We start from the raw sequence: 18,500 nt of genomic DNA on the forward strand, positions 1-18,500 counted from the left end.
TGGCAATTGGAACGGTACCGGTGCAACGAGCGGGTATAGCATCCGGCATGAGCAACGTGGCTCGTCAGATGGGAAGCGTACTCGGAGTTGCTCTTTATGGGGCCATCCTGTCCAGCCGCTGCACCTTACTTGTCACGGATAGAATTCAGTCCTTGCAAGGCGATCAGCTTTCCGAATCGGCGAAGGGGCAAGTGATTCAAGCGCTTGAGTCGGCAGGCCTGATTGCAGGCAGCAATGGTCTGGCAGGCATGGAACAGGATATCCTATTTCAAAATGCTTCGCTGCTTGACCTCTTACCGTGAGATTGCATGTGCATCTTTCGTGGAAGGAACGATTGACATTATCAAAGATCAACCGCTGTGATTTTGGCAATCGGTGCCGTGCTTTGTCTTGTTCTGATTCGCAAGAAGGATTTGCGGCATTAATATAAAAATGACCAAGTACAGGTGAAATAAAATGAGAATGAGAATGATAGCAACAATCTTGTGTGGACTGTTCATCTTTCCTCTATTCAGTTCAGCGCGAAGTGATGGAAGTATGCAAGTTGAGCGATCTGAAACGTCAGTTTTCTCCGAAGTGGATGCGTATATTGCTCGTGAAATGAAACAACAACGTCTTCCGGGGCTGGCTCTCGGGATTGTGCAGGGGGACCGCATTCTTTACCTTAGGGGATATGGTCAGGCCGATTCAACCGGTCGGCCGGTAACGCCTGAAACTTCGTTTGGAATAGGTTCGATCGGCAAGTCGATTACGGCCATGGCTGTTTTGCAGCTGGCCGAAGAGGGAGAAATCGATTTGGATGCGCCTATACAGCGCTATATTCCTACCCCATATAACGGTGCAGAGTCCATTACCGTACGCCAATTACTTAACCAAACAAGCGGGTTCACTCAAATTTCGACTTTTAGCAACACCCTATCAAGTATCGACATTCAAGATCAGGATGCTCTTGAGAAAAATGCCTTATCTTATGCGGATAAGTTTTTAAAGAAAGCCGTTCAAACCGAGCAACCCTTCAAGTATTCGAACGCAAACTATGTACTGCTCGGTTATATTGTGCAACAAGTATCCGGCCAGTCCTATGGCGACTACGTGAAGGACCATATTTTTGCTCCTCTGTCTATGCAAGACAGCTATGTTACGCTTGACGAAGCTGCTGCGCACGGGCTGGCAAAGCCCCATCGCCGAATATTTGGATACAACGTTCCCTATGAAGGTCCCTATATTTATATTCCAGGAGATGCGCCGGCAGGGTATCTCTATTCGAGTGCTAAAGACATGAGCCATTACCTGGTTGCCCAGATGAACGGCGGCCGATTTGAAGACAATTCCGTTCTCTCTTCGGAAGGCATTCGCCTTATGCAAACCGAACCTGTTCCGGGAACTTACGCCATGGGTTGGATGACAGATCAAATTAACCATTTGCCGGTTATCGGCCAGCCGGGGGGCTCCATAGGATTTCAGGCGCAAACTTATATAGTTCCGGAACAGCAGTTGGGAGTGATTGTGTTCGCTAATGTACTGGACGCGATCGATGCCACGTGGCCCAACAAAACACATGTCATTACAACTACCCATATTGCCGCCGGGATCATAGACTTACTCAATAATGACCCCATTGGAGGATCGGGTCTAAGCATCTCACAGAAATACGGGGTCGTAAATGGGCTAGTATTCATACTTAGCATATGGTTATTATATACGGTCTATAGAACTGCGAAGCGCTGCCTTGGGCCGTGGAATCCTGACAGATCCCACCATACTAAATTATCTATCAAAATTATTATTTCTAGAATTATTCTAAATTTTGCGGGTCTGTTTTTTGTCCTAATGTTAAGTATGACTCAAGTAGTTCCGGTATGGCATATTGCAACCATTTATCAGCCTGACCTAATCCTGTGGCTGAAAATAATGACTGTACTTATGGCACTGAAGGGAAGCATGGAAATTATACGGCTGGTTCGGTCGAATGGTATGAAAAAGCTTTAAGTTTGAAACAAAAGCACTACAGAAATGACTATGATAGCGAAAAATGATATTTTTCATTTAATAATCAGGATCATTGACGACACCTCTTCAACAACATGGGCCTGGCGTTTTTTTGAGGGATCTGGACAAAGATTCGTCCTTTTCAGTTGAAAGCTTGGAAAGCCTTCAATAGAAATGCAGGGTCGGAATCCACCAGCAAGACCTTGGTTTCTATCATTTGATATGCGTAGGCCAGGTTATAGGCAGTGGTCGTTTTTAGGTTCGTATGGGCTAACCCCCGTGGAGGTTCGAGTCCTCTCGACCGCATTATCTCAACAATGAATAAGCTCCTAAATTTGTCCTTGCGACGATTCAGGAGCTTTTCTGCATGCTTAGGATCAGCAAGGTACTGCTCATGGCCTGTGTGTCTCAAACCAACCGATAAAGTGTTTTAGAGCGCTTGCTGTCTAGCAATTCCGATCATTTCACTCCTAAGCAGGGTCTCCAAAAATTGACTTATATTATCGGATATGGTACTCTTATCTTTAATACATATTAGCGGACGTGAAGTACAGGATTCTAAAAAGCCGAATGACCGCTAATCTTTATTAGTGGCCATTGAAATGGTTGTGTTAAAATAATTTACTTTTGGAGGAATCCTATGCAAACAGGTACAGTTAAATGGTTTAATGCTGAAAAAGGCTTTGGTTTTATCGAAATTGAGGACGGAAACGATGTGTTTGTTCATTTCAGCGCGATTGAGGGTGACGGTTATAAGTCATTGGATGAAGGGCAACGCGTCCAGTTCAATGTGACCCAAGGCAACCGTGGGCCACAGGCTGAAAATGTCTCTAAAATTTATTAAATCTTTCGAGCTGCCCTAAATATGGGGCAGTTTTTTATTATTCCTGTTTTACATTCATGCACGAGGATTGTCATTTTCGTAAATGAAAATAAAATAAGCGGAGGTATTGAAAATGAACAAAGAACAATTGATCGAAGAAGTGGCGAAATCTAGTGGGTTCTCAAAAAAGAATGCTGAAAAGGCAGTAACGCATGTGCTGGATTCGATTTTTGAAGCTCTAAAACAGGGCAAAGAAGTTCAACTAGTTGGCTTCGGAAGATTTAATGTCCGTAGTCGTGAAGCACGCATGGGAAGAAGCCGTAAAACCGGTAAAGAGGTGGAACTTCCGGCGGGTAAAGTTCCTGTATTCACGGCAGGAGTCACTCTGAAAAATGCTTTGAATTAAACTTAATGCTAATATAAAAAAAAGATGTGACTACATCAGAAAGCGGTTTTTTATCAAAACAAGTACACATGATTCGAACGATAGCGACGTATTTTCTACCATTGATGACATTATTAACTTTTACTCCAAACAGGGTTTGGAGAGAAAAGCAGCCAAGCTGGGAAGTTTAAAGAATGGCACAGGCAAGGAAAAGGATGATAAATGATAATTGGGGAAATAATTCTTTACAACCGACCAGTTAGGACAATGAAGAAGAGTTCGTTGTTGATAATGATTTCCTGCGTTTTTTCTTCATGTTTGGTAAGCCTCGGAAATTCATTACTGCGAGTGATTCCCATGAAAAGGGGATTGCTATGAAATCACTTCAAGAATACACCCGTTGGAAGAAGGACATGGCTCTTCACGGTAAATCGGATTTGCGAAAGAGCATCTGGCAGTTGGTTAATAGTATCGTTCCCTTCCTATTGCTGTGGGGGCTTGCCTATGAAACACTGTCTATCTCAATATGGATCACGCTGTTGCTTGCAATTCCAGCAGCCGGATTCATGATCCGAATCTTCATTATATTTCATGATTGCTGCCATCTGTCTTTCTTTGCTGGGAGGAAGGCGAATACGATCATCGGAACGATGACGGGGATCCTCACTTTTTTCCCGTATGAGCAATGGAAAAATGAGCACTCCATTCATCATGCGACTAGCGGAAATTTGGGCCGTAGAGGCACGGGTGACATTTGGACGCTGACTACGAAGGAATACGCGGCACTTTCCCCTTGGAAGCGTCTGGGGTACCGTCTATACCGCAACCCAATTGTCATGTTCGGGCTCGGACCTGTATTTATCTTCTTGTATGCATACCGCTTGAACCGGAGGGGTGCCAGACGCAAAGAGCGTATGAATACATACCTAACAAACGCAGCGTTAGCTGGCTTGATGGGATTGCTCTGTTGGTTGCTAGGCTGGAAGGAGGTCCTACTGGTGGAGGGGACGATTCTCTATTTGTCTGGCGTTGCGGGCATATGGCTCTTCTACGTGCAACATCAATTTGAGGGGACCTATTATGAATGTGCAGATGAGTGGGATTTCGTTAGCGCGGCTATGAACGGCAGTTCCTACTACAAGTTGCCTAAAATCCTGCAATGGATGACAGGAAATATCGGCTTCCACCATATTCATCATCTGGATCCCCAGGTGTCAAACTATAACTTGCAGCTAATACACGATAGCAACGCCGCCATGCATAGTGTTCCTGCCATCGGAATCCGTATGAGCCTGCAGGCGCTTCGATACCGACTGTGGGACGAGAGCAGCAAACGGTTTGTGGGATTTCGGCGTCTTAAAGAATAAACATAAGGCAGATCGTAGTTTATTGCGATCTGCCTTATGTTTATTCCCTGTTTTGGTAATGCTCGAGGTCCAATGGCTTTCCCTTTTTTAACGGAAAAACTGCCAAATATACATCACGATAAAAAGAAGTGTTCCTACTGCAATGATAGTGAAAGCAAAATACCCAAAATAGCGAAGGATGCGCGGCATTTTTTCCATATCAACTTTTGCGTTGGTGCACCCATAATGTTTCTATAATGATCCGTTGCGGAGTTAAAGGAAGATAATTCTTCCTGTGTTTTATTATTTTCTTCATTATCCGACTCAGTCATGAACAACATACCTCTTTGTAACGTAGTTTTAGGAATTGTAGCACTATACAAGCTGTATTTTCAATTTTTTTGGAGCTAGGTACAGAGGTTAGAGTAGGGACTGGATACAAAAGCTGGTGTGCGGAGTTTAGAGTAGGGGCTTAAGATACAAAGCTAGGCTATAGAGCATAGAGTAGAAACAAGATGCAAAGCCAAAGTGTGGAAAACTAAGCGTGAGAGTGAAGTTGGGCGTGCTAACGGAAATGTGGGACGTTATTCGGGCTAAAACCGACTAATATCGCTCATTTTTGGTCGGATAACGTCTCCTATTTCCGTTAGAAATTCGACTGGTCTGATTTTAGCGAAATAAGGGCTGTGATTTCCGTTAGCTGTATGATGAAGTTCGCGTCATCATCTCCCAGCAGAGGTTAGAGTAGAAGTTTGAGGTACAAAGGCTAGGCGCAGAGGTAGAGTAGAGTCTAAGGCACAAAAGCGGGGTTCAGAGGTAGAGTAGAAGTTTGAGGTACAAAAGGTAGGTGCAGAAGTTAGAGTAGAATCTGAGGCACAAAAGCAGAGTTTAGAGGTAGAGTAGAAGTTTGAGGTACAAAAGCTAGGCGCAGAGGTTAGAGTAGAGTTTGAGGCACAAAAGCGGGTTCAGAGGTAAGAGTAGAAGTTTGAGGTACAAAAGCTAGGCGCAGAGTATAGTGCAGAACATAGAGTAGAAACAAGATGCAAAGCCAAAGTGTGGAAAACGGAGCATGAGAGTGAAGTTGGGCGTGCTAACGGAAATGTGGGACGTTATTCGGGCTAAAACCGGCTAATATCGCTCATTTTTGGTCGAATAACGTCTCCTATTTCCGTTAGAAATTCGACTGGCCTGATTTTAGCGAAATAAGGGATGTGATTTCCGTTAGCTGTATGATGAAGTTCGCGTCATCATCTCCCAGCAGAGGTTAGAGTAGAAGTTTGAGGTACAAAAGCTAGGCGCAGAGGTTAGAGTAGAGAAAAGCAGGGTTTAGAGGTTAGAGTAGAGTCTGGGGCACAAAAGCAGAGTTTAGAGGTAGAGTAGAGTCTAAGGCACAAAAGCGGGTTCAGAGGTAGAGTAGAAGTTTGAGGCACAAAAGCTAGGCGCAGAGTATAGTGCAGAACATAGAGTAGAAACAAGATGCAAAGCCAAAGTGTGGAAAACGGAGCATGAGAGTGAAGTTGGGCGTGCTAACGGAAATGTGGTTCGTTATATGGCTGAAATTAGCAGGTTAGAGATTCTAACGGAAATGAGGGACCTTATTCGGGCTAAAACCGAGTAATATCGCTCATTTTTGGTCGAATAACGTCTCCTATTTCCGTTAGAAATTCGACTGGTCTGATTTTAGCGAAATAAGGGATGTGATTTCCGTTAGCTATATGATGAAAATTCGCGTCATCATCTCCCAGCAGAGGTTAGAGTAGAAGTCAGAGGTACAAAAGCTAGGCGCAGAGTATAGTGCAGAACATAGAGCAGAAACAAGATGCAAAGCCAAAGTGTGGAAAACTAAGCATGAGAGTGAAGTTGGGCGTGCTAACGGAAATGAGGTTCGTTATATGGCTGAAATTAGCAGGTTAGAGATTCTAACGGAAATGAGGGACCTTATTCGGGCTAAAACCGACTAATATCGCTCATTTTTGGTCGAATAACGTCTCCTATTTCCGTTAGAGATTCGACTGGTCTGATTTTAGCGAAATAAGGGCTGTGATTTCCGTTAGCTGTATGATGAAGTTCGCGTCATCACCTTTATCTCCCAATGGACATTATCGTCCGTTACAGGGGCAGCGCATGGGAAGAGCAATGCTGACTACGGCTAACGGTGGCCAATAAGGTCCAAGGGATGTGGTTCAACCGACCGCCTCCGTCATGCAGCGAAGCACCGCGCGCTGGGAGCTGCGCGTAGAGCGGGATCCGACGCAACAGGGGATATCCGATGTCCCCCTGTAGTCCCCGTCTTGCCGCGAAAAAAGGGACTTGTCCCCCAAGTCATTAGCGATGAGCGAATGCCGAAAAATGCACGATGCTTACATTGCACCCAGGCAGTGTGCTATTTATACCAGGCAGTGTGCGATTTATAAAAGAAGGCCATGCTCTTCCTTAGCTAAAAAAGAGCGGCGCATCACAATCTTCTGCGCTGCTCCCTTGGAGAATGGCCGGAATAGTTGCGAAATAGCTTGATGAAATAGCTTGTATGCTCATACCCAAGCTGCTCTGCTATTTCCTGAACAGTGAGATCGGATTGATCCAGCAGCTCTTGCGCACGTTCCATTTTCACTCTGGTTACAAAAGAGATGAAGTTTTCCCCAGTTTCAACCTTAAACATTCGGCTAAAATGGCTGGAATTCATATTGATCCGCTGCGCCATTTCCTCCATGCTTATTTTTTCGCCCGGATTCATAATCACATAACGTTTAGCCTCAGCAATCTCCTTGCGAAGTGTGACATCCTTAATGCTCCCAAGAGACGTAATTTTTTGCTCCAAATACTGCGTAAGCCACCGTTCCAAATGATCCAGCGTTTCTATGGCATAAATGATACGGTGAAATTGCTCGACGTTGAAATTAGTAACAAAGCTTTGCATCACGGTATATTTAAGCTCGATTTCTGTAACCAGCTTTAATACCAGGCCTTGCACAGCCTCCACAGGATACTTCAAATGATTGATGTGAACGATCCAGTGGTGGACCGTTGTTGCAGCCAGTTGTTTGTCTTTGCCGACGATACAATTTCGAATGCTTTGTAATATGTTGGCATAGTGAACGAAAATATCATCTTTCGTCGTTTTTATAACTTGCCATTTGATGAGACAATTCTCTCCGGCATAAAAACGAAAGGAGCCTAAGTCCAAAAATCTCTGCGCTTCGGTCTTCAACTCAGTCAAGCTTTTGCAAACCCCTCCCAGATAGAAGGAAATGCCGGTTTTTAGATACTGGATCATTTTAATTTGGACTTGCTTAAGCAGCAATTGGATCTCTTCATACAGATTGCGAGAAATCGTCTTTGGAAAAGGAAACATAATCAGCGAAGAGCGTTCATCGAAAGAGAGGAGAACGCAACCGTCGATAGTAATCAGTTCATCAAGCCCATTAAGCAGCACAAACCGCATATTATGCTTTCCGCCGAAACGCTCCTCTAATTCATGCGGATGCTCAAGAATCGCCATAACCGGCAAGTAGGGTATTTTTTGCTCAAAATGAATACCGATCGACTCCGCTTTTTCCTCCCACTCGGTCAGATTCCAGATAGGCTGCTCAATTAACGAACCTAGGAAAGTAGCACGGATGGCTGAGCCGTTGGACTTTACGACCTCCTGCAGCTGTTGATGTTCGCGTTGCGATGCGCGTTCGGCATCCAGCTTCCCGCGGAGTTTTTTTAATATCTCTGTAATTTGCTCAACTCGCAAGCTTTCCTTCAGTACATAATCACTGACCTCCAGTTGTACGGCACGCTGAGCATATTGGAAATCTTCATGGCAAGATAGGATAATCGTTTTTAGTCGGGAGTTCGCTGCACAGGCGAGTTGAATGACTTCCAGACCGTTCATGATAGGCATACCAATATCGGTAATTAATATGTCGGGCCGATGCGCAACGCAGGCTTCCAACGCTTCCTCACCATCAGCGCAAGTTGCAACCAGCTCAAGTCCAAGGCTTTGCCAAGGGATATTGGCCGAAAGATAGTTAAGCATGGGCATATGATCATCGGAAATAATTACTTTATACATGGTAGTCCTCCTTCCCGGTCTGGAGCGGCAGCATTAATGTGACGCAGGTTCCTTGCTGATCCTGACTGCGAATAGTCATATCAAACTGTTCGCCAAAAATCAGCTTCAATCGATCATAAACATTAGACAAGCCGATGCCAGTGGATTGCTGTTGATCGTCTGCAAGAGAGACGTTAATAATTTCCCAGGTTTGCAGTTCAAGGCGCTGTTGCAAGGCCTCTAAATCCGCCGCTTTCATACCTCGGCCATGATCTTCGATTTCTATTTTCAGCATGACCTTGTTTTTTTCATTGAAACTCATACTTTCCTTATGTCTTATTGGCTCGATTTGCTCAACGCGAATAACGATAATCCCGCCCTTGCTGCCAAACGCATGTTTATAGGCATTTTCGATAATAGGCTGAAAAATAAAGCGGGGTATCATTTCAAGCCATAGCTCCTCTTTTACATTCATCTTAACTTCGATCGGGTGCCTCATTGTGAAATTCATTAACTCAACATAATCTTTTATCGTTTCCAGCTCGGCATAGAGCGTTATAAACTCATCCTTTTTGGAAATCGTGGCCCGCAACAATGAGGATAGTGAACCAATCAGTTCGGCGTTCTCCTCATCCTGCTTGATCAGCAGCTGCATGCGAATAGAGCTCAGCACATTGAACAAAAAATGCGGATGGATCTGCGCCTGCAGAAGCGATAGCTCTGCGCGCCGTTTCAGCTCTTGCTCGATCTGCACCTGATCCAAAGTGCGCTGAATTTGATCCAGCATCTTGTCAAAGGAGCGACCGAGACTGCCAACCTCATCACTGCCGCGGATATTGGAACGAATAGTGAGATTGCCGCCTTCTACCTTCTTCGCCACTTGGCCGAGTACTTTTACGGGCTTGGTAAAGCGCTGCAGCAAATAGGTGAGTGCGATCAGAAAGCTGACCGCCAACAAGATTTGAACCAAAATGCCGCTTCGGGAAATGCCGTTCAGCTTTTCAGTTAATTGTTCATAGCGGGCAACACTCACCAGGCGCCAGTCGGAAAATTTAACAGGCATCGAGATGTAGAGCTGGTTCTCTCCGTTAGCATGAATGATACTTGGCGATTCCAACTCTTTTGTATCCAAGATAGAATCGAAGTTTTGCCCAATCAGCTCGTCTTTACGATTTGATAGAATGCGATTTTGACCGTCAAGCAAATAAATATCCTCTTTAAAATCAGCAAACAGTTCGCGAATCGTATTTTCGGTGCGGCTGACGATGAGGTAGGCATATGGCGAACGTGACACATCCTCCATTATCGCGCGTGCCGTGATGATGACATATTGCTGATCAGCAGATTTCGGAGGCAAATAGTTCTGCTCTGCTCCAAGAAACAAGGTTTCGAACGGAGAGAGCTTGGACATCCCGGAGAACCATTGTTTTTCAAAAAACAGCTTAGGCTGAAAATCGTAAAATGAATAATCGGAATAAGCCCTTCCATCCTCTAGCAGCAGAGTAATCTTCAAGTCGCTTTTTTCTCCGGCAATTTGCTCCAATCGGGTCGTCAGTCGTTTCGCTGCAGTTGGATCATCTTTGGCTAGATCAAGCAAGGTTTTAATTTCCGCATCAAATTGAATGAAGTTCGATACGGAGATCATTTCTTCCAAAATCGCTCTGATTTGAGACTGAATGATAGCAAGCGATTGGGTTGCGCTTTCTTGAGAATGCTCACGAATAATCCATTTAGAGTAAACATTGGTGATGTTTAACATAAGAATCGTCGGAAGCATTAAACACAAAATGGAAGTCATAATCAGTTTTTTGCGAAGCGACATTTTACGTAAGAAATTATGCAACCGCTTTCATGCCTCCTTTATTTATGATTATATATGAGCGCGAAGAATTTTGTCGAATATGATTTTGGAAATTTCGCAAGTTAGCATATTTTTTTCAGAATAGAAAAAATCGTTCCATGTAATGAACAAACCTCGCTCCTATAATGAGCTTATAGTGAAGTAAGCGAGAGGTGATAGAGATGAAACAGCACAAGCAGTCTTTCTATAATAGTATCGCTGGATACCTGTTCGTTTTGCCGATGTTGCTGACGACCATGCTGTTGACGATCATACCGATTTTCCTGTCGGGCATAATTAGTTTTACGGATTGGAATTTCATCACAGGGCTGGGGAATATTCATTTTATTGGTTTTGGCAATTATGAGGAGTTATTCAAGGATGCGCATTTTTGGCGGGCGATGACCAATAATCTGACAATGATATTAACGGTTCCATTCAGTATGATCATTGCGCTTGTGTTGGCCGTCTTGATTGATCGCGTAACGTATTTCAAATCGTTCTTTAAGGTAATCTACTTCATGCCGTTTATCTCCAGCTTTGTAGCCGTTTCATTATTGTGGAGAGTGTTATATCATCCGACAAGCGGACCGATTAACGGTTTTCTAAGATCTATTGGAATTGCCAATCCGCCGTTATGGCTCGCAGATCCCCATTATGCATTAATCGCTGTAATGATCATTATGGTTTGGACAGGCCTTGGATTCAATATGATCTTATTTATTGCGGGCTTACAAGGGATTCCCAAGGATTTATATGAGGCTGCCGATATGGATGGGGCTTCGAAATTCAGACAGTTTATGAACATTACGATTCCGATGCTGTCGCCAACGATCTTTTTCTTGCTGATTACAGGAATCATCGGCTCCTTCAAAGTGTTTGATCTGGTCATGGTGTTGACCGAAGGGGGACCGGCAGGTTCTACTTCAGTAATCGTGCATTATTTGTATGAGGTTGCCTTTGTTAATTTACGCTCGGGTTACGCATCGGCAATCGGCATTTTATTATTGTTCTCTCTGCTGATCGTTACGGTGGTTCAATGGTTAGGACAGAAAAAATGGGTCAACTATTAAGGAGTGATCAAGCATGCAAACGATTCGTGTTAACCGTGTATTGGTCACGGTGCTGATGGCCGTCGCAGGTATCTTCTTTATTATGCCGTTTCTGTGGATGCTCTCCGCCTCCTTCAAGCCAGAGCTTGATGTTATGACTTACCCGATTCAGTGGATTCCGGAAACCTGGCGAGCCATTGAAAATTATAGAGAAGTGATGTTTGGTACGGTACCCTTCGGACTTTATTATTGGAACAGCATTAAGGTGACATTAGCTACGACCGCCTTTTCGCTGACCATATCGTCCATGGCTGCTTATGGTTTTTCGAAAATTGCCTTTAAAGGGCGCGACTTCTTGTTCCTAGTCGTGCTGGCGACATTTATGATCCCCTCGCAAGCGGTGCTGGTTCCGCAGTTTATTATTTACCGCTGGTTTGGACTGTTTGACAGTCATACCGGACTTATGCTGCTTGGGGCTTCGGGCGTGCTTGGAACGTTTATGCTGCGCCAGTTCTTTATGGGCATTCACAATGAAATTATCGAGTCGGCGAGAATAGACGGAGCGAATCATTGGTCGATTTTCTGTAAAATAGCGCTGCCGCTCGTGACGCCAGGACTGGCAACGTATATGATATTGCGTTTCATTTGGACATGGAATGATTATCAAGGCCCGTTAGTCTTCCTGCGCTCAGAGAACCTCTATACGATTCAGCTTGGGATCAGGAAGTTTTCGGATATGCATGGCGAGTTTTACTCACTTATGATGGCAGGTACGGTCGTAGCGATATTCCCCTTGCTGCTGATCTTTATTTTTGGGCAAAAATATGTCATTGCAGGTGTTGCTTCAGGCAGTGTGAAAGGTTAATCCCCGTTCGAGATCCGCAGCAGCGGTTTCGATATAGCATTCCGTTTCTTCACAAAAAAAGGGAGGTTATTACTATGAAACATTTTTGGACAAAATCGATGGCAGGGTTGTTAGCATCGACTTTGTTGCTTTCTGCTTGCTCCATCTCAGGGGGAAACAAGGCGAATGACAAGCAGGAAGGAACGAATAAAGACGAGGTTGTCACCTTGAAGTTTAATACTTGGAACAGCCTCGATGCAGGGTTTGACGTTATGATCAAAGAATTTGAGAGCACTCATCCCAATATTAAAATCGATTTCGTCTCGCCGGGCGACAATAACTCGCTGGAGGCTATGAAAAGAGTGGATTTAGCCGCGGCTTCTAATGAAGATATGGATGTTATCATGGTGCCCGGAACGAATCAGCTCGTACCTAGAATTGCGCTTGATATGTTCGAGCCGTTGGATGACTACCTGGCCAAAGAAGGCGTCGCTTATGAGGACGAATATAAAGTTGATTTGAAAGTCAACAACAAGTATTACGGGCTCCCAGGAACAATGACGACGAATTTGGTTATTATTAATGAGGATCATCTGAAAGAAGCGGGCCTTGAAGTTCCTAAGGATTGGACTTGGGACGAGTACCTGGAATATGCAAAAGCGATGACAAAAACGGAAAACGGTAAAACGAGATACGGGAACTATTTTCACACTTGGGCGAACTATGCGTCGCTGGCTTTAAACGGCCAGATGGAAAATACAGGACTTGTTATGGATGATCATAAAACAGCTAACATTCTAAATCCGGCAATGAAAAAGTCGCTCGAGCTGCGCTTGCAATCTGAAAAGGATAAATCATCAACTCCTTATGCAGAAGTGATTAGCCAAAAGCTGAACTATCGTCCGCAATATTTGAATCAAGATGCAAGCATGCTTATTACGGGATCTTATATATTAGTGGACGTTGGCGGTACGGAAACCGTGCCCGCTAACTTTAAGACCGTGTTCGCTCCTTATCCAAAAATGAATAAAGAAGATCCGATGGTTGGACCGTTAAGCGCAGATATTTTGACGATATACGGAAGATCGAAGCATAAAGAAGAAGCCTACACCTTCGTCCGCTGGTTTACAACAGAGTGGTTAACGATGCAGGGGCAGTATTTGCCATCCTGGAAAGGGGCAGACCTTGAGAAGGTAGTGGATAAAATCATTTCCAATACCCAAACCCCGGAGCATGTGGATAAAGAATCCCTTCTTTATGTGCTGAACAATTCCATTACACCCAAAATAAATGTGCCAGTCTCTTATCAGCCGGAAGTTGAGAAAATCTTCATTGAAGAGTTCGACCGCATGATGCTGGCTAATCAGGATTTGGTTACAACGATGAAAAATATGAATGAGAAAATACAAAAACTGATTGATGATAGACAATAATGATTGCTTTGCAGTGGGAGGTCATGGATCGTGACAAAAATTCATTCCGATCGCTTGAACGGATCAATCGATGTCGGCGAATCGTTCAGAACGCTGGAGAGCCAGTATTTTCAAGGACATGAAGTCACTTCGTTTGCTCCTCACGAGCAGCGGGGCACGCTGAAATGGGTGCGTGCCAGCCGCAAGCCAAGAATGGCGTTTAATAAGATCGATTACTTTTTCGAGCCGACGGCGATGTGGGAGTTTCCCCCTGACTATGAGCAATCGCCGGAAATGCCCTTTCAGCTTTCCTTTGTGGCGCAGGATACCGTGCGAATTCAAATTCAGACACGCCTGAGAACGGCCGCTGCCGTTCCGTCGGTTATGCTTGATGGAGAGGTTGGCGTAGATAAGTCTTGGCGTGGAGAAAAAATGGAGAAGGGGTATCGCTGGAATAATGAATGCGGCTCCGTTGAACTGGAGCTTGCACCATTCCGTTTGATCTTTAGAGACAGTAAAGGCAGGGTGCTGACTCAAACCTATCATCACGAAGATAAGCCGTCCTTAAACAATGCGTACCCTATTCCGTTTTCCTATGTGCGTTCTATTTCCGATATGTCACATCGCATGGCGGCCTCCTTTTCCTTGTCTCCTGGAGAGAAAATATATGGCACAGGCGAGTCCTTCACGGCATTGAATAAACGCGGGCAGCGTATGCGCTTGTTTACCCGCGACCCGTTGAGCGTGCAGTCGCCTGATATGTATAAGCCGATTCCGTTTTTGATGAGCAATAAAGGCTATGGCATGTTTATTCACTCCAGTGCTCCGATGACGTTTGATATCGGTCAGGATTACGATGCCGCCAATACTCTGTATGTGGATGATGACAGCATCGATTTGTTTTTCTTTTTTGGAGAGCCTAAGCAAATTTTGCTATCCTATACAGCGATAACGGGCCGAAGCCCGCTGCCTCCGTTATGGTCTTTTGGGCTTTGGATGAGTCGGATTACGTATAATTCTGAAGCCCAGGCTAGAGAAGTGGCCGCCAAGCTTAGAGAGTATGATATTCCCTGTGACGTCATTCATTTGGATACCGGCTGGTTTGAGCAGGATTGGCGTTGCGACTATCAGTTTTCATCCAGCCGCTTCGATGACCCGCAGCAGATGATTCACGATTTACGCAAGGACGGTTTTCGGATCAGCTTATGGCAAATTCCTTATTTTACGCCGCATAATCCGTTTTTTGAGGAGCTGATCGAGAAGGGCCTGGTCATTACAGATCATGAAGGCAATTTGCCGACAGGTGATGCTATTCTGGACTTTAGCAATCCGGAGGCGGTTTCATGGTATCAAGAGAAAATTGAAGGTTTGCTGAATATGGGCGTTGCTGCGATCAAAGCAGACTTTGGCGAAAGCGCGCCGATCTATGGGCGTTATCATTCCGGCAGAAGCGGCCGACTGGAGCATAATCTTTATCCGCTTCGCTATAACAAGACGGTTGCAGAAGTAACGCAAAAAGTAACGGGCGATACAATTATTTTTGCCCGCAGCGCCTGGGCGGGAAGCCAGCGTTATCCGCTGCATTGGGGGGGCGATGCCGAGAACACGGATTCTGCGATGCATGCCAGCTTGCGTGCCGGCTTATCGATGGGGCTTAGCGGCTTCACCTATTGGAGCCATGATATGGGCGGATTCGTGAAGAAGAGCCCTGAGTCCTTATACCGCCGCTGGCTTCCATTCGGCATGCTCTCCTCACACAGCCGCGCGCACGGAGCTCCGCCCAAGGAGCCGTGGGCTTACAGTGAGCAGTTCTTAAAGGATTTCCGAGCTGCGGTACAAATGAAATATAGATTGATGCCTTATATTTATACGCAGTCTTATTTGTCCTCCGAAGCAGGCTTGCCGATGATGAGGGCGATGTTTATAGAATATCCGCAGGACCCGGCATGTTGGTTAATTGATGATCAGTATTTGTTTGGCTCCGATCTGCTTGTAGCACCTATGTTGGAGGAGGCCGCTGAGCGCCATGTTTATTTGCCGAAGGGCAAGTGGATCGACTACCAAACAGGTGAAGTCTATGAAGGCGGTAGCTGGGCAACCATTGCAGCAGGTGATATCCCAATTATCGTATTGGTGCGCAGAGGTGCAATTATTCCGCAGGTAGAGCCTGCTGCTTCTCTTGATTTTGTGAATTGGGAGGAAGTAGAGGCGGTGGCCTATAGCGCTGACGGGGCAGCTTGTTCTGGCTTTTTTTATCATCCGATTACAAGGCAGCTGGTAGAGTTAGAGGAACGAAAGGTCAACCCTTAAGGCACAAACCAAGCGACTTCGGACCTATTTGTCCGGGGTCGCTTGGTTTGATCTCCATAGAATCTTCAACGTAATGGATCGGCGTTTTATAGGGATTCATATGAAATTCACTAAAAATTCATATGCATTTCATATAGCGAGTGTATAGTAGAATAAAAACTCGATGAGGCGATACATAATGTCTGTCAAAATCCTGGTAATCGAAGATGATTTATATATACAAGAGCTCATCAAAGAATTTCTTAAGGCACAAGACTATCACGTCGAAGTAGCTACCGATGGAATGGAAGGGTACCAAAAATTTCAGCAAGGCGTTTTCGATCTGGTTCTGCTGGATATTATGCTGCCCAATATGGACGGTTATTCCGTATGCAGAATGATACGGAGCCATCATTCAACACCAGTGATCTTTCTGACGGCTTTAAGCGATGAAAATGATCAACTGAAGGCATTTGAACTGGAAGCGGACGATTTCATATCGAAGCCTTTTTCATTTAACGTGCTTGTCAAAAGGGTCGAAGCGGTATTGCGCCGCTCTTTGCCGGAGACCAAACCCAATGAGCTTCAATTTGACCGTCTTCGCATGGATTGTGAAAGCTACAAAGCATATATCGATCAAACGGTGATCGAGCTAACGGTCAAGGAGTTTGAGATCCTGCAGTTTTTTGTGGAAAATTCGGGTCGTACCATAACCAGGGAAATGCTGCTTGATAAGCTTTGGGGTTACAATTTCTATGGAGACACTCGTATTGTGGATGCACATATTAAAAATATTCGGAAAAAGCTTGGTTTGCCCTATATTAGAACATTAAAAGGTATCGGTTACATCATGGACGGTGTTACAACATGAGACGCCGGGGGATTACCTTCAAAATATTTGTCGTTACGACGATTTTGCTGATTATATCTGCACTATGCTTATACCTCACATTATATTTTTTTCTTCCTTCATTTTATTATCATACGAAGAAAGCAGGGCTGGCCGCAGGGGTCGATACACTGGTTGCCCGGCTCGGGAATAGCAACTGGGACGAGGCGGAGAGCTTGTTGGACGATTTTGGATACCGCCAAAATGCCAGAGTAACCGTGGAGGACAGGGAAGGAAAACTGGTTTACCCCCATTTTTATGCTGTACCTATTAAAGATTTCATAGGCAATGACCCATCGATCACGTCGCCGCCTCATGCCTCCGAAAAGACAGGCGATTCGCCAGTCATCGTTCAGAAAATTACGATCCCCCCATTAAGTGAACTCTCGTCCAATCCCGACAAACCCGATAAAATCGAAGAATTCAGAACGACGTCGTCTATTGTGATCGGTGGTGACGATATGGAGTATACCTTAACAATAAGCGCTTCGCTGCAGCCTATCGATGAAGCAACATCGGTCATTTGGCATTTTCTCCCGTATATATTCATTGTCATTCTGCTTATTTCTTTCGTTGGAGCCTATGTATATTCCCGGTTTATCACACGGCCGTTGATCTGTTTGAATATCCTGGCGCGAAAGATGGCCCGGCTCGACTTTACGGATGAGGTTACCATTCATTCCAATGATGAAATTGGCGAGTTGGCCGGTTCCCTGGGCAAACTGTCCCGCGATTTGCAGCGTTCGCTAACAGAACTGCACGATGCAAATGCACAGTTGACAGACGATATTCAACGAAAAGAGGAACAGGAGCAGCAAAGACGGGAATTTATCGCTACCATTTCTCATGAACTGAAAACGCCGCTTACTGCAGTGTCCGGTCAACTTGAAGCGATGATTCATCAAATCGGCCCATACCGCAATCGGGACAAATATTTACTGCAATCGCACAATATCGTGAAAGAGATGGAAAAGCTCGTACACGAAATTCTCGACCTTTCGAAGCTGGAGAGTCGAGAGTTCAAACCTCAAATTCAAGCGGTGAACGCGACACTGCTTGTGAAGAATTTGCTTCACAGCTATGAATACTTTTGTGAAATGAAACAGATCAAACTGGTCGGTGAAATCGACCCAGGCGTGATCGTGCAGGCGGATGAACGATTATTGTCCAAAGCGGTCTCCAATGTGGTCGGGAATGCGGTGCAATATACCCGCGAAGGTGAGCAGGTATCCGTTTGCCTCCGTCAAAGTGACGACTACGTTCATATGGAGGTATTGAATACGGGGGCTCATATCGAGGAAAAAGAGCTTCCGCTTCTATTTAACCCGTTTTACCGTTTGGAGAAGTCCCGAAGCCGGGCAAAGGGGGGCAGCGGACTTGGCCTATATATAGTACAAAAAGTACTGGAAGCCCACGGTGCGGAATATAAGCTGGTTAATACGCCGGATGGCGTTCAGTTCACTATACGTTTTACTAAAACCGGGAACGCCTAGTTCCGGTTTTTTTCTTGTGAACTTCATATCCGCTTCATGTGCTATTCAAATTCAAACCGTATAATCAGACGTAGCACAGGAAGGGAGAAATAACAGCTT

14 protein-coding genes are annotated in these 18,500 nt (G+C 45.0%); 11 read left to right on the top strand and 3 right to left on the bottom strand.

Annotated features, from left to right (window positions below):
• Positions 1 to 47: 47 nt before the first annotated feature.
• The 5 genes from BN1360_RS14025 to desA all read left to right on the top strand — a co-directional run bounded on the left by BN1360_RS14025 (position 48) and on the right by desA (position 4,564).
• Positions 48 to 302, top strand: a complete 255-nt coding sequence (locus BN1360_RS14025) for a hypothetical protein (RefSeq protein WP_148466577.1) — start codon at positions 48 to 50, stop codon at positions 300 to 302.
• A gap of 235 nt (positions 303 to 537) precedes the next feature.
• Positions 538 to 1,989 (top strand): serine hydrolase domain-containing protein, encoded by a 1,452-nt coding sequence (locus BN1360_RS14030; RefSeq protein ID WP_229521004.1) that lies wholly within the window; start codon positions 538 to 540, stop codon positions 1,987 to 1,989.
• A gap of 640 nt (positions 1,990 to 2,629) precedes the next feature.
• Entirely contained in the window at positions 2,630 to 2,833 is a 204-nt protein-coding gene (locus BN1360_RS14035) for a cold-shock protein (RefSeq protein WP_068780473.1), read from the top strand.
• A 112-nt stretch (positions 2,834 to 2,945) separates the two neighbouring features.
• Complete coding sequence (locus BN1360_RS14040; protein WP_068780474.1) at positions 2,946 to 3,218, top strand: HU family DNA-binding protein; 273 nt, start codon at positions 2,946 to 2,948, stop codon at positions 3,216 to 3,218.
• 353 nt (positions 3,219 to 3,571) lie between these two features.
• Positions 3,572 to 4,564, top strand: coding sequence for a Delta(5) desaturase DesA (gene desA / locus BN1360_RS14045; protein WP_068780475.1), 993 nt, complete (start codon positions 3,572 to 3,574; stop codon positions 4,562 to 4,564).
• Between the two features lie 134 nt (positions 4,565 to 4,698).
• Here the strand turns inward: desA and BN1360_RS14050 are convergent, their stop codons facing one another.
• The 3 genes from BN1360_RS14050 to BN1360_RS14060 all read right to left on the bottom strand — a co-directional run bounded on the left by BN1360_RS14050 (position 4,699) and on the right by BN1360_RS14060 (position 10,425).
• Complete coding sequence (locus BN1360_RS14050) at positions 4,699 to 4,875, bottom strand: hypothetical protein (RefSeq protein WP_229521005.1); 177 nt, start codon at positions 4,873 to 4,875, stop codon at positions 4,699 to 4,701.
• 2,123 nt (positions 4,876 to 6,998) lie between these two features.
• Positions 6,999 to 8,603 carry a helix-turn-helix domain-containing protein gene (locus BN1360_RS14055; protein ID WP_068780476.1) on the bottom strand — a complete coding sequence of 535 codons (1,605 nt, stop codon included), beginning with the start codon at positions 8,601 to 8,603 and terminating at the stop codon, positions 6,999 to 7,001.
• Positions 8,596 to 10,425 carry a sensor histidine kinase gene (locus BN1360_RS14060; protein WP_068780477.1) on the bottom strand — a complete coding sequence of 610 codons (1,830 nt, stop codon included), beginning with the start codon at positions 10,423 to 10,425 and terminating at the stop codon, positions 8,596 to 8,598. The genes BN1360_RS14055 and BN1360_RS14060 overlap by 8 nt, the downstream gene beginning before the upstream one ends.
• Positions 10,426 to 10,604: 179 nt before the next feature.
• On the opposite strand from BN1360_RS14060, the gene BN1360_RS14065 reads away from it, so the two are divergent.
• From BN1360_RS14065 to BN1360_RS14090, 6 genes are all read left to right on the top strand, one after another.
• A complete protein-coding gene (locus BN1360_RS14065; protein WP_068780478.1) occupies positions 10,605 to 11,495 on the top strand; it encodes a carbohydrate ABC transporter permease in 891 nt (296 codons plus the stop codon).
• A gap of 13 nt (positions 11,496 to 11,508) precedes the next feature.
• On the top strand, positions 11,509 to 12,339 hold the full coding sequence (locus BN1360_RS14070; RefSeq protein WP_068780479.1) for a carbohydrate ABC transporter permease: 831 nt from the start codon (positions 11,509 to 11,511) through the stop codon (positions 12,337 to 12,339).
• Between the two features lie 74 nt (positions 12,340 to 12,413).
• The gene (locus BN1360_RS14075) at positions 12,414 to 13,751 is read left to right on the top strand and encodes an ABC transporter substrate-binding protein (RefSeq protein WP_068780480.1); all 1,338 of its coding nucleotides are present in this window, start codon (positions 12,414 to 12,416) and stop codon (positions 13,749 to 13,751) included.
• Between the two features lie 30 nt (positions 13,752 to 13,781).
• A complete protein-coding gene (locus BN1360_RS14080) occupies positions 13,782 to 16,040 on the top strand; it encodes a glycoside hydrolase family 31 protein (RefSeq protein WP_068780481.1) in 2,259 nt (752 codons plus the stop codon).
• A gap of 178 nt (positions 16,041 to 16,218) precedes the next feature.
• Positions 16,219 to 16,890 carry a response regulator transcription factor gene (locus BN1360_RS14085; protein ID WP_068780482.1) on the top strand — a complete coding sequence of 224 codons (672 nt, stop codon included), beginning with the start codon at positions 16,219 to 16,221 and terminating at the stop codon, positions 16,888 to 16,890.
• Positions 16,887 to 18,401, top strand: a complete 1,515-nt coding sequence (locus BN1360_RS14090) for a sensor histidine kinase (RefSeq protein ID WP_068780483.1) — start codon at positions 16,887 to 16,889, stop codon at positions 18,399 to 18,401. The genes BN1360_RS14085 and BN1360_RS14090 overlap by 4 nt, the downstream gene beginning before the upstream one ends.
• The last annotated feature ends 99 nt before the right edge of the window (positions 18,402 to 18,500 follow it).

The organism is Paenibacillus sp. GM2 (assembly GCF_900069005.2).
In the GTDB taxonomy this organism is placed as follows: Bacteria; Bacillota; Bacilli; order Paenibacillales; family Paenibacillaceae; genus Fontibacillus.